At 63.0% G+C, this 12,896-nt stretch carries 10 protein-coding genes; 3 read left to right on the forward strand and 7 right to left on the reverse strand.

Translation table 11 applies throughout. The features are described 5' to 3' along the window. Positions 1-102: 102 nt before the first annotated feature. On the forward strand, positions 103-1,500 hold the full coding sequence (locus Q1A89_RS09700; RefSeq protein ID WP_299726907.1) for a pyridoxal-dependent decarboxylase: 1,398 nt from the start codon (positions 103-105) through the stop codon (positions 1,498-1,500). Here Q1A89_RS09700 and Q1A89_RS09705 read toward each other — a convergent pair. From Q1A89_RS09705 to xylF, 4 genes are all read right to left on the reverse strand, one after another. Beyond that, the gene (locus tag Q1A89_RS09705) at positions 1,497-2,414 is read right to left on the reverse strand and encodes a glucokinase (RefSeq protein ID WP_299726909.1); all 918 of its coding nucleotides are present in this window, start codon (positions 2,412-2,414) and stop codon (positions 1,497-1,499) included. The two genes, Q1A89_RS09700 and Q1A89_RS09705, sit on opposite strands and share 4 nt — an antisense overlap. Continuing rightward, positions 2,407-3,162, reverse strand: a complete 756-nt coding sequence (locus tag Q1A89_RS09710) for an ATP-binding cassette domain-containing protein (RefSeq protein WP_299726911.1) — start codon at positions 3,160-3,162, stop codon at positions 2,407-2,409. Before Q1A89_RS09710 ends, Q1A89_RS09705 begins: the two co-directional genes overlap by 8 nt. Further along, complete coding sequence (locus tag Q1A89_RS09715) at positions 3,162-4,424, reverse strand: sugar ABC transporter permease (RefSeq protein ID WP_299726913.1); 1,263 nt, start codon at positions 4,422-4,424, stop codon at positions 3,162-3,164. Before Q1A89_RS09715 ends, Q1A89_RS09710 begins: the two co-directional genes overlap by 1 nt. A gap of 99 nt (positions 4,425-4,523) precedes the next feature. Next, positions 4,524-5,513: a D-xylose ABC transporter substrate-binding protein gene (gene xylF / locus Q1A89_RS09720; protein WP_299729099.1), complete on the reverse strand. Its 990-nt coding sequence runs from the start codon at positions 5,511-5,513 to the stop codon at positions 4,524-4,526. Positions 5,514-5,734: 221 nt separating this feature from the next. Here xylF and Q1A89_RS09725 point away from each other — a divergent pair, with 221 nt between their 5' ends. Continuing rightward, on the forward strand, positions 5,735-6,937 hold the full coding sequence (locus Q1A89_RS09725; protein WP_299726915.1) for an ROK family transcriptional regulator: 1,203 nt from the start codon (positions 5,735-5,737) through the stop codon (positions 6,935-6,937). Beyond that, positions 6,930-8,429, forward strand: coding sequence for a CRTAC1 family protein (locus Q1A89_RS09730; protein WP_299726917.1), 1,500 nt, complete (start codon positions 6,930-6,932; stop codon positions 8,427-8,429). Before Q1A89_RS09725 ends, Q1A89_RS09730 begins: the two co-directional genes overlap by 8 nt. Positions 8,430-8,680: 251 nt before the next feature. On the opposite strand, the gene Q1A89_RS09735 is transcribed toward Q1A89_RS09730, so the two are convergent. The 3 genes from Q1A89_RS09735 to xylB are packed head-to-tail and all read right to left on the reverse strand — an operon-like array spanning position 8,681 to position 12,718. Next, positions 8,681-9,985: a cytochrome c peroxidase gene (locus tag Q1A89_RS09735; RefSeq protein WP_299726920.1), complete on the reverse strand. Its 1,305-nt coding sequence runs from the start codon at positions 9,983-9,985 to the stop codon at positions 8,681-8,683. Next, the gene (gene xylA, locus Q1A89_RS09740; protein ID WP_299726922.1) at positions 9,966-11,273 is read right to left on the reverse strand and encodes a xylose isomerase; all 1,308 of its coding nucleotides are present in this window, start codon (positions 11,271-11,273) and stop codon (positions 9,966-9,968) included. Before xylA ends, Q1A89_RS09735 begins: the two co-directional genes overlap by 20 nt. Beyond that, positions 11,270-12,718, reverse strand: a complete 1,449-nt coding sequence (xylB, locus tag Q1A89_RS09745; protein ID WP_299726924.1) for a xylulokinase — start codon at positions 12,716-12,718, stop codon at positions 11,270-11,272. The genes xylA and xylB overlap by 4 nt, the downstream gene beginning before the upstream one ends. Positions 12,719-12,896: the final 178 nt, after the last annotated feature.

Below are 12,896 nucleotides of genomic sequence, written 5' to 3' on the forward strand. Positions count from 1 at the left end.
AACCAGCAGAAACAGCATCACAGATCGATCCGGGCGGAGGACACCTCTGCCTTACGCCTGTAAGGCGCACCCTGGTGCGCCACCGCCCATGAAAGGACGCACATGAGTTGGGATGATTTCGCCAAACACGCCAAGCAAAGCGCAGATTGGGGGGCCAGCTATCACAAGACCCTGCGCGACCGCCCCGTGCGCGCGCAGACCCGCCCCGGTGACATCGCCGCCCAACTCGCCGACACGCCGCCCGAGACTGGCACTGATCTGGGCGCCATCATGGCCGATTTCGAGGAGATCGTGATGCCCGGTATCACCCATTGGCAGCATCCCCGCTTTTTCGCCTATTTCAGCGCCAATGCGGCGCCCGCCTCGGTGCTGGCCGAATTCCTGACGGCGATCATCGCGCCGCAATGCATGCTTTGGCAGACCTCCCCGGCCGCGACGGAGATGGAGACCCGGATGATGGACTGGCTGCGCCATGGGCTGGGGTTGCCGGAGGTGTTTCGGGGGGTCATTCAGGACAGCGCCTCTTCGGCCACGCTCGTTGCAGTGCTGACGATGCGCGAGCGGGCCCTCGCCTTTCGCGGCAATATCGAGGGGCTGCATGGCCAGCCGCAATTGCGCATTTATTGCTCGGATCAGGTGCATACGTCGATTGACCGGGCCATCTGGGTCGCGGGCATCGGGCAAGACAATCTGGTCAAGGTCCGCACCACCGGCGATCTGCGCCATATGGACCCGATCGACCTTGAGGCCGCCATCGCCGAGGACAAGCAGGCAGGCCGCATTCCCGCAGGCATCATCGCCGGGACCGGTGCCACAGGCATGGGGGCCTGCGACGATCTGGAAGCGGTGGCCGCCATCGCCAAAAAACACGACATCTACACCCATCTGGACGCAGCCTGGGCGGGCTCAGCCATGATCTGCCCCGAATTTCGCACCCTGTGGACCGGGGCCGATCAGTTCGACAGCATCGTCTTCAACCCGCACAAATGGTTGGGCGCGCAGTTCGACTGTGCCGCCCATTTCCTGCGCGACCCAGACCTGCTGCGCCAGACCCTCGCCATTCGTCCTGAATACCTGAAAACCCACGGGGCTGACGACATCATCGACTATTCCGAATGGTCGATACCGCTGGGGCGGCGGTTTCGGGCGCTGAAGCTGTGGTTCCTGATGCGCCACTACGGGATGGAGGGGCTGCGCACCCGCATCCGCAACCATGTGAGGTGGAGCCAGGCCTTGTGCGAACGACTGCGCGGCGAGCCGGAGTTCGAGATTGTGACGGAGCCGATCCTGTCGCTGTGGACCTTCAAGGTGGCCGGTGCCTCGGATGAAGAGACGCAGGCCCTTGTGGATGCGATCAATACGGACGGGCGGATATACCTGACGCAGACGCTGGTGGACGGGCAAAAGGTGATCCGCTTCACCGCCGGGCAATTCGACTGCGAAGCACGGGATTTCGACACCGCCTTTGACGCCATCACGGACATCGCGCGCCGGGCCTAGGGTGTCCCCACCGACAGGAACCGCGCACAGCCCTGCAGGGCCGAGGCGTCATCGTTCAGCAGATAGGTCGGGATGCCCGCCATGCGCCCGCCAAAGCCGGTTTCGGCCAGCAAAGGTGCAAGCGCCAGTTCTCGCGTCTCACCTGACAGCAAGGTCCGCGCGAGACTCCCGTTGAAGTAGATCCCGCCCTCGGGCAGGTAAAGATAGGCAACTTCGCGCACCAATGCTCCCAACGCCCGGGCGGCAAGGGCAAGCGTTTCGCGACCGCCCTCAGCCGCCTCGACATGTTCGGGGTCGCAGCTGTGACCGGTGCGGGCCTTGTGCAGCTTGGCCAGCCCCTTGCCCGCAAGCAGATGTTCCACCGTGTCAAACACATCTGCGTCGCCAATAGCGTCGGCCACGATGGATTCGACGGAATGGGGCAGGCGCGCATGGCCCATCTCGGCCGAGAACACCACGCCCGAGGGGCGATGCGTGAGGGCCACGTTGAACCCGGTACCAAGTCCCACAACCAGTGCCTGCGGCTCGTCCGGTGTGGGGGTGCCGCTCAGATGGCTGAGCGAGGCGTCGGGCAGCACGCAGATCGCATGACCCAGCGCCTCAAGGTCGTTGAGCAGATGCACCCGTGGCAGCGACAATTCGGCCTCAAGACCCGTCGCGTCAAAGTGCCAGTTGCGGTTGGTCAGCCGCCCCTCGCCCTTGCCCACCGGCCCAGCAATCGCCACAGCCGCAGAGGCCAGCAGAGGCTGGTCAGCGATATAGCCACGCGCCAGATCAGCAAAGCTGGCAAAGTCGTCATTGCGAAAGCGGCGCACCGTGTCGGCGCGCACGCCACCCGCATCCGCCAGTGCCAGACGGCAATTGGTGCCCCCGACATCGGCGACGAGGTTCGGAGCGCCAGCGCCCTCACGCATCGACCGTCTCTCCGGGTTTTTTGCCCATGATGATCATCGACAACACATCGTCCTCGGTCACGTCCTCGACCCGTTCGGTGCTGACCAATTGGCCGTTCTTCATCACCGACACCCGATCGCACAATTCCATCATTTCGCGCGTATCGTGCGAAATCAGGAAAATGCCCAGACCCTGTGCCTTCAGCTCTTTGATCAGGTCCGCGACCATGGCCGTTTCGTGCACGCCAAGGGCCGCAGTCGGTTCGTCCATGATCAGGATGCGGGCGTTGAAATAGACCGCGCGCGCAATGGCCACCGATTGCCGTTGTCCGCCGGACAGCGAGCGGACCGGTTCGGAGAAGCGTTTGAAGTTGGGGTTGAGCCGCGCCATGATCTTGCGGCTTTCGGCCTCCATCTTGGTGTCGTCGACCAGACCAAAGCGCGTAGTGATCTCGCGCCCCAGAAACAGATTCGAGGCCGCATCGAGATTATCAGACAAGGCAAGTGTCTGATAAATCGTCTCGATGTTGTACTTGCGCGCATCCGCGGGGCTGCGGATATCGACCTTTTGGCCATCCACATAGATCTCGCCCGAGTCCTTCTTGTAGGCGCCCGACAGGATCTTGATCAGCGTGGATTTGCCCGCCCCGTTGTGACCCAGCAGGCCCACAACCTCGCCAGGCATCAGGTCGATGGACACGTCGTCCACCGCCTTGATCCCGCCAAAATGGATCGAGATGTTGCGCATTTCGAGCAATGGAGTGGTCATCAGGCTTCTCCCGTTCTGCGACGATAGAGGATGTCGACCCAGACCGCGAGGATCAGGACGGCGCCGACGATGATGTTCTGGAACGGCGCATCCACACCGACCATGCCCATGCCAGAGACGAGGCTTTGCATGATGAATGCCCCAAGGATTGCGCCATAGATCGTGCCGACCCCACCGGCGAGCGCGGTGCCCCCGATGACGGCGGCCGCAATCACGCGCAGCTCATCCAATGTGCCAAGGTCGTTCCCGGCCGAGGCCAGACGGGCCGAGGCAACGATGGCCGCGATCCCGGCAAGGCCACCCATCAGGGCAAACACCTTGACCGTCAGCATCTTGGTGTTGATCCCCGACAGTTCTGCCGCATCCGGGTTGCCGCCCATGGCAAAGACATAGCGGCCAAAGCGGGTCTTGCGGGCCACGATGGTCATCACGATGGCGATGGCAATCACGATCAGGACCGAGATAGGGAAACCGTAGGCTTCAGTATAGCCCTCGGGCATCTCCAGCCCGTTGCGTTCGAACCGGCGTTGCAACACGCGGGTCGGGATTTGATAGGCGTTGATGATGGCCGTGATCCCGGCAATGGCAGCGACCAGGATGCCGGCCAGAGCATATTCCGCCCAGAGCGGCTTGACCGCGATGTCATGCGCCATCTGCTGACGGCGCGAGCGCATCAGGAACCAGACCGTGGCGAGCGCGCCGACAATGGCAAGCGCCCAACTGGCGGTCACGCCAATTGTGCCGCTGGCCCCGCCGAGCATGACGAAATTCGCATCCAGCGGCGAGACAGTTGTGCCGCGCGTCACCCACCAGGCCGCTCCACGCCAGATCAGCAGGCCGCCAAGGGTCACGATAAAGGAGGGGATCATAAGGTAGCCGATCATCCAGCCCTGCAGGCCCCCGATCAGCACACCCAGCCCGATTCCGACCAGCACGGTCACCACGATGATCACCGGGCTGCCAAAGCCCACGATCTCGGGCAACCAAAAGGCCTGCACCAGCCCCATGACCATGCCGATCACCCCAACGATAGAGCCGATGGACAGGTCGATATTGCGGGTCACGATCACAAACACCATCCCCGTGGCCATGATCGCCACCGACGCTGTCTGCAGTGTGAGGTTGAAAATGTTGCGCGGGGTCAGAAACGTCCCGCCTGTTGCGATGTTGAAGATGAGAGCGATCAACAGAAACGCTCCGATCATCCCCAGCAGCCGCGTGTCCAGCTGCAAAGTTCTTATTAGCTTCCCAAGGCCGCCCATTGGTCGCTCCCCCTGTTACCGCCGTTCCAGGCGGGTTTTGTGAAAAGGGCCCCACCCCCGTATCCGAGGATGGGGCCCCTTTATCTTAAACGGAAAGGCTTAGTTGCAGACAGCCACACCCGAGACGCCCTGACACAGCACGTCCTTGGGGATCCAGCCGGCATCCAGAACGAGGTTCAGGTTGTCCTTGGTGATGGGCTGGGGTGCCAGCAGCATCGCGTTGACTTCCACACCGCCCGGCGATGTGAATTTGCCCGCGCCTGCGACTGCATCCATGGCTGTGCCATTGGCCAGAGCAACAGCGATTTCACCGGCGTTGCGGCCCAGTTCGCGGCTGTCTTTCCAGACCGATACGGTCTGCGTGCCCTTGGCGACGCGGTTCAGCGCGCCGTGGTCACCGTCCTGGCCGGAGACGGGGATGCCGTCCATGCCTTGCGCCGTCAGGGCAGCGACTACGCCGCTGGCCATGCCGTCATTGGAAGAGATGACCGCGTCGACGTTGTTGTCGTTCTGGGTCAGGATCTGTTCCATGTTGCGCTGTGCGTTGGCCGGAGCCCATGCATCGGTGTAGGTTTCGCCAACGATGGTGATGTCACCGGCATCGATGGCCGCCTGGATCACCTCTTGCTGACCGCCACGCAGGAAGTCGGAGTTCGGATCGGTGGGCGAGCCCTTGATCATCACATAGTTGCCTTTTGGTGCCGCTTCGAACACGGCGCGGGCCTGCATCCGACCCACTTCGACGTTGTCGAATGTGAGGTAGAAGGCGCGTGGGTCTTCGATCAGGCGGTCATAGCCGATGACAGGGATGCCAGCCGCTTCGGCCGCATCCAGGGCCGGGCCGATGGCCGCACCGTCCTGTGCCAGGATGATCAGCGAATCAACGCCTTGCGTGATCAGGCTTTCGATATCGGCCAGCTGTTTTGTGGATGAGGATTGCGCGTCGGCGGACAGATAATTCGCACCGGCAGCGTCCAGCGCCGCCTTGATTGCGGCCTCATCTGTTTTCCAGCGCTCTTCCTGAAAGTTCGACCAGCTGACGCCAACTGTTTTGGCGTGGCCGTCAGCAAAGGCAGGTGTGGTGAGCATCGTGGCAGCCGCAAGGGCGCCAAGTAGAGTACGTCGTTTCATCAAGTGTCCTCCCAAAGACATTGCCCCGCCGTCATGCGTTTTGCGGCTGGGTGGGATATTGATAGACGTTTTAATTTGAAAAGCAAATTAAATTGGACAGGCTGCGGAAAAACAGTCATCATCCCCATGGAGCGTGCGCGGCGATGCCGTGGGCGGGAGGGGAAAAAGGAATTGTTTTCATGGCGTTCCGCCACCAGAAGGTTGAAAGCAGACGGCTGCTGCTGCGCGAGATTTCGCAGCGCGGACCACTGCCGCGCATCGATTTGGCAGACCGCACGGGAATCAGCAGGGCCACCGTGACCTCCATCACGGCCGAGCTTTTGCGCGGTGGTCTGATCGAGGAAGTGCCACGTGATTCGACCGGCGATGACACCCCCCGCGGGCGCCCGCGGGTCGATCTGAAAATCGCCGGGCGCGCCCATCTGATTGCGGGCCTCAAGGTGGCGGATGATTGCATTTCGCTGGTGCTGATGGACTTTGACGGGGCCGATGTTGCCCATCACGAGCGTCGGATCGAACCCCGCCGCTATACGCCCGAAGAGCTGGCGGACGAGATATCTCAGGGGCTGTCCGGGCTCGCGGCCAAGGCGGAATGCACCCTTTCGGATATCTCGGGTGTCGGAGTCGGGCTGGCCGGTGTGGTCGATGCGGGCAATGGCCTTGTCTACTGGTCCCCGTCGCTTGATCGACGCAACGTGCCTTTTGGGACCGTGCTGTCGCAGCATCTGGGCATTGCGGCCTATGTGGACAACGACGCCAACCTTGTTGCCATCGCCGAACTGACCTTTGGCATCGGCAAGGATCATTCCGATTTCATCGTCATCACCATCGAAAGCGGGGTGGGCATGGGCATGGTGCTGGGCGGGCAGCTGTATCGGGGCACGCGCGGCTGCGGCGCCGAGTTTGGCCATACCAAGGTGCATCTGGATGGCGCGCTGTGCCGTTGCGGGCAGCGGGGGTGTCTTGAGGCCTATGTGGCGGACTACGCCGTTGTGCGCGAGGCGGTCAGCGTGGGGGCCGTGTCGCAGATGGCCTCTACCCCCAAGGCGGTGACAGCGGTTCTGGCGGCCGCCAAGGCGGGCGACCCGACCGCGCGCACCGTGATCGAGCGGGCGGGCAAGATGTTCGCCCTTGGCCTTGCCAACCTCGTCAACATCTTTGACCCCGAACGGATCATCCTTGCGGGCGAGCAGATGCAGTTTGACCACCTCTATGCGGATGTCGTGATCGAAGAGATGCGCAAGAGCATCGTCGACATCGACAAACCCGCGCCGGATGTTGTTGTTCATCGCTGGGACACCTTCATGTGGGCAAGGGGTGGTGCGGCCTATGCGCTTGAATTTGTTCAGGATACTGCCGTGGAAGCATTGGAAGATGCGTGAAACCCTGTGCCTTGCCGCCCTGCTGATCGCGCCGGGCGTGGCGGCCCAGACGCCTGCCTTTCAACCCGTCGATGTCCCGCCGCATGTCTATGATGGCGGGTGGGAGCATTTTGTCGGCGGCGGCCTCGCGGTACTGGATTGTGACGGCGATATGCGCCCCGATCTGGTGGCGGCGGGGGGCAGCAATCCACCCATCTTGCTGCGCAACACGTCCCTGCAGGGTGGCCCTGTGTCCTTTGAGGATGCGACGCCGGAGGTGCTGGATATCGGTGCAACCACCGGCGCCTATCCGATTGATCTGGACAGCGATGGATTGCTGGATCTTGTTGTCCTGCGGGTTGGGCCCGATGCCCTTCTGCGCAGCCTCGGTGACTGCAATTTTGAACCCGTCCCCTTCGACACAGATGACACATGGAGCACCGCGTTTTCCGCCACTTGGGAAGCGGGGCAAAGCCTGCCCACCCTCGCCTTTGGTCACTATGTGGACCGGACGGATCCGGATGGTCCGTTCGAGGCCTGTGATGTGAACCATCTGCACCGCCCTGACCCGGATGGCTATGCGCGTTTCAATCTGACCCCCGGCCATTGCGCGCTGTCGATCCTGTTTACTGACTGGGCCCGTTCCGGTCGGGCCGATTTGCGAGTTTCGAATGACCGCCACTACTACGTGCGCGACGGGCAGGAGCAGCTTTGGGCCATGGAAGATAGCCCGCGTCTGTTTACAGAAAATGAAGGCTGGGCGCGCCATCAACTGTGGGGCATGGGCATTGCCACGCGCGATCTGGATCGGGATGGGCGGGACGAGGTGTTTCTGAGCTCGATGGGGGATCAGCGCCTGATGCGGCGCACAGGCGAGGGCCCCGCGTTTTCGGACGTGCCCTTTGCCATGGGAACAGCGGCGCAACGGCCCTATACGGGCGGTGATGGCCGCCCCTCGACCGGATGGCATATCGCCTTTGGCGATGTGACCAATGACGGGCGCGACGATGTGTTCATCGCCAAGGGCAATGTGCAGCAGATGCCCGGAAACGCGATGGAAGACCCCAATAACCTGTTGATTTCGCAAGAAGACGGAACGTTCACCGAGGCCGGGGATGTGGCGGGTGTTGCCTCGCTTCATCGTGGACGGGGTGCGGCGCTGGTCGATCTGAATGGTGACGGGCTGCTGGATCTGGCGGTGGTGAACCGCCGCGCACCGCTGGAGGTCTGGCAGAATGTGAGTGTCGGCACCGGGCACTGGCTGGCGGTCGATCTGCGCCGGAAAGGTGTGAACACCCGTGGGATTGGCGCGTGGATTGAGGTGGATGACGGCACCACCGTGCAAGCCCGCGAAGTGACCGTGGGCGGGGGCCATGCCGGTGGCGTGGCCGGACCGCAGCACTTTGGATTGGGCGCGGCCGAGAGTGTGCGTCTGCGCGTGCGCTGGCCTCATGAAGACTGGTCGGACTGGCGCTCTGTGCGCGCGGATCAGGTGCTGGTTGTTAACGAATAGCGTCGCTGTCGCGTTCAGCCCTTGTTTATATGGGTTAATGGCTGATTTTGGGCATGCACTGCGCGTGCACAGGCTGTGCACAACCTGTGCACCGCGGATGCACTTGGGGCGATGTGTTAACGCAGCGCGCGGTGTTTGGCGGTGATCCAAAGGCCGCCATGCGGCGACGCCATGTTTTGGGGGGCTTTGCCCCCGTCCTTCGGACTCCCCCAGGATTTTTTGAAAACAGAGAAGGGAGGACTGGCGGTACTTTACCGGTCGATGGGCAGGCCACTTGGCACTGCGTCCGGGATGCCGAAGGCGCCGCGGATGCTTTGCGGGTCGGTGAGCGCGTTGAGGAAAGCCAGGAGATCGTCAACTTCTGCATCGCTGAGCGTGATGGGTTTGAGCGTGTTGGCAGCCGCAATTGCGGCCATTTCCTGTTCGTCACCCAGCACGCGCAGATCATCCGCCGTGAACCCCGGCATGATCGCCTGACTGATGTCATAGGCGCGCAGTGAGGTCACCGGGTCGAGGTGGTGACGCACCACCCCTTCGAGTGTGCCGTAGGCCCCGGCATGTCCGTAAGGCGCGGTTTGCGCCACGTTGCGCAACGGGGGCGTGCGGAAGGCATAGGCGTCATCCGGGTCACCCGTCACGCGCATCCGTCCGGTGTCTTTCGCGTGGGATTCAAAGCGCGCAGCCTTGCCCGGCCCGATCTGAGGCATGGCGATGGCGTGGAAATCGTGATCGGTCTGGAAGCGGCCCGAATGGCAGTCTACGCACTGCGCTTTGCCGTAAAACAGCTCCATCCCGCGCATCGCGGCAGGCTCCATCACCGTACCGTCGCGCAGGTAGAGGTCAAAGGGGCTGGCCACGCCGCGCCATTCGAAATCAAGAAAGGCGGCGAGCGCGTCGGAGATGTCGGTAAAGGCCACCGGCTTGGGCCCGATCACCGCATCGAAACGGGCGCGGTATTCGGGGATGCCTTCGACCCGTTTGGACAGGATGTCCCATGCACCACCCGCGCCCGTCAGAAGGCCCTGACGGACGGCTTGCGCCACGTCGTTTTCGGTATAGTGCCCGGCCATTTCGTCCGCTGACAGCACCGGGAACATGGATTGTGCGGAAAGGGCGGAGGCAAATCCAGCCTCCATTTCCGAGCCCAGAGGCGTGCGGATGCCTGTGGGTCGGCTTGCGTCTTCCTCAAGTCGTCCGTCGTGGAAAAAGGACGTGAATTCAACGGCCCCCAGGTTGAAGAGCGGTGGGGCATTGCGCGGAATGCGCTGTTCGGGCGGGTTGGTCGCATCGACCGCGCGATCAGGCCCAAGACCCTTGCCCCCGTCCCCCAGCCCCAGCGACACCCCGTCGCCGGTGGCGAATTTCGGGTGGTGGCAGGTGGCGCAGGACACGGTGCGCGAGCCTGACAGGATCGGGTCATAAAACAGCAATTGCCCCAGCTCGATCTGGGCGCTGGGGTGGTCGGGAAAGACAGGTTCGTCAAATGGCAGATCGCCCGCCCAGAGGGGCGCGGCGATCAGGCCGAAGGCAAGGGTTTTAAACGAAACGCGAGACATAATTCTCCAGTATCTCCTGCCGTCCCGAGCGCGGTTGCGGTTCGATCCCGTGGCCGAGCACCCGTTCCGAGATCGTGGCGAGATCGCTTTTCAGCATCGCTTGCGCCTCGTCCCGGTCCCAGCCCGCATAGCGCGCCTTGAGCGCATCCTCGAGCCCGCCATCCTCGATCATCGCTGCCGCAGCTTTGAGCCCGCGCGCGCAAATGTCCATCGCACCCACATGGGCGGCGATCAAATCCTCGGCATCCAGAGACTGGCGGCGCAGCTTGGCGTCGAAGTTTGTGCCCCCCTGCCCGAGGCCGCCGCCCTTGAGGATGTGGTAGTAGCACAGGGCCACTTCGGGCACGTTGTTGGGGAACTGGTCGGTGTCCCAGCCGGACTGGTAGTCGTTGCGGTTCATGTCGATGGAGCCGAGCAGCCCCTCGGATGCGGCCACCGCGATCTCGTGTTCAAAGCTGTGCCCGGCCAGGATCGCGTGCCCCTGTTCGAGGTTCAGTTTGACCTCATCCTCCAGCCCGTATTTGCGCAGGAAGCCGATGCAGGTGGCCGCGTCAAAGTCGTATTGGTGTTTGGAGGGTTCCTGCGGTTTGGGTTCCACGAGGATCTGCCCTTTGAACCCGATCTTGTGCTTGTATTCCACGACCATGTTGAGGAACGCGCCCATATGGTCCAACTCACGCCCCATATCGGTATTGAGCAGGGTTTCGTACCCTTCGCGCCCACCCCAGAGGACGTAATTTTCGCCCCCCAGTTTCAGCGTCGCATCCATGCAGGATTTCACAGTGGCCGCCGCATAGGCGAACACGTCCGGATCGGGGTTGGTCGACGCCCCTGACATCCAGCGCCGGTGAGAGAACATGTTGGCCGTCCCCCAGAGGCAGCCGACCTTGGCCCCGTCCATTTTTTCAGCGAAATAGTCGGTGATCTCGTTCAGCCGGTCGATGCTTTCGGACAGCGTGTCCCCTTCGGGGCGCACATCTGCGTCGTGCCAGCAGAAATAGGGCACGCCGAGCCGCTCGAACATCTCGAACGCCACATCCGCCTTCATCTTGGCCCGGCCCATATCGTCCTGCGGGTGCCAGGGGCGGATCAGGGTCTGTCCGCCAAACGGATCGCCCCCTTCCCACGCGAACGAGTGCCAATAGGCGACGGCAAAGCGCAGGTGGTCCTCCATCCGTTTGCCCATGACCTTTTCGTTCGGGTCATAGTGGCGGAAGGCCATGGGGTTGGTGCTGTCTGCGCCCTCGAACTTGGCGGGCGGGACGGCGTCGAAAAATCCTGTGGTCATGGCATGTCTTTCAAAGTTGGATAGGCGGCGGCAAAACCGCGATAGGCATCGTCATAGGCCGCGACCAAGTCGGGCTGTGGGTGAATGATGTCGGCAATGGGGGGTTTGGTCATGATGCTGGCAGGTTCCGCGCCCGTCACCCCGCAGATGGCAAGGCGTGCGGCCCCGAGGGCGGCGCCAAAGGCTCCTTCGGCGGGTCGTTCCAGCGGGATATTGAGCGTGGTGGCAAGCATCGCGCACCAGTGATCCGAGCGACTGCCGCCCCCGATGGCGAGCGCTGTGTCCAGCTGCGCGCCCGTGGCTTTGAGCGCCTCGAAACTGTCGCGCAGGGCAAAGGAGACGCCTGCCATCACGGCCCGGGTGAGGTCTGCGGTCTCGGTGGCCACATCCAGCCCGGTGAACCCGGCGCGCACATGGGCGTCATTGTGCGGCGTGCGCTCGCCCGACAGGTACGGGTAAAATTTGGCGGGGCCGGGTGCTTGCAGCGCCTCACCTGCACCCGCAGCCAGCGTTTGCGCGCTTTGTCCGGTGATCCGGGACAGCCAGTTGAGGCTGTCGGTTGCGGCCAGCACCACGCCCATCTGGTACCAGCGCCCGGGCACCGCATGGCAGAACGTGTGCACAGCACTTGCGGGCAGCGGCGCATAGGTGTCCCGCCCCGACAGCACAACGCCCGAGGTGCCAAGCGAGACGAACCCCTGCCCTTCGCCCAGCGCGCCGACGCCGCAAGCGGCCACCGCATTGTCCGCCCCGCCTGCGATCACTTTGCAGGTGGCAGGCAGACCAAGGCCGGCGCGGGCGGATTGCACTTCGCCCACCACGTCCGAGCCTTCCAAGAGGTCGGGCATCTGTGCCGCGCTCATGCCGCCAAGGGCCAGCAACTCGTCCGACCAGGCGCGTGCGCCCACATCCAGCCAAGCGGTTCCGGCCGCATCCGACATTTCGGTCGCGTAGCGGCCCGTCAGCCACCACACGACATAGTCCTTGGGCAGCATCACGCGGGCGACGCAGGCGAAAATGTCCGGCTCATTTGCAGCGACCCAGGCCAGTTTTGGCGCGGTAAAGCCGGGAAAGACGATGTTACCACTGATCTCGCGGGCATTTTCAGCGCTGTCGATGGTGCGGGCCTGATCAAAGCTGCGGGTGTCGTTCCAAAGGATGCAGGGGCGCAGGACGTCGCCGTCCGCGTCCACGAGAACCGCACCGTGCATATGCCCGGACAGGGCCAACCCCTGCACTGCGCCAAACGCTTGCGGGTGTGCGGCCCTGAGCGCGCTCAGGGCGGTGGTGACGCCTGTGATCCAGTCCGCCGGGTCCTGCTCGCTCCAGCCGGGTGCGGGGTTGGACACGTCATATGTCGCATCAGCACTGCCCACGGCCCGGCCATCGCCGTCCACCAGCAACGCCTTGACACCCGAGGTGCCCAGATCAAGCCCCAGAAACATAAAGAATCCTCCCTGTCGGGCACTCTCACTCGCTTTAATTCGTATGTCAAATTAAATAAGTTCCGCCCCGACCTGTGCAGGGCTCCGCCCAGTCACAAGCGAAACGCGCCCGCAGGGCTTGTCGGCGACACCTGCCCCTTCTCTGATTAAAAAAAATCCTCCCCGAAGGGCCCCTTTC

The sequence above is a fragment of the uncultured Tateyamaria sp. genome (genome assembly GCF_947503045.1).
Classification (GTDB): domain Bacteria; phylum Pseudomonadota; class Alphaproteobacteria; order Rhodobacterales; family Rhodobacteraceae; genus Tateyamaria.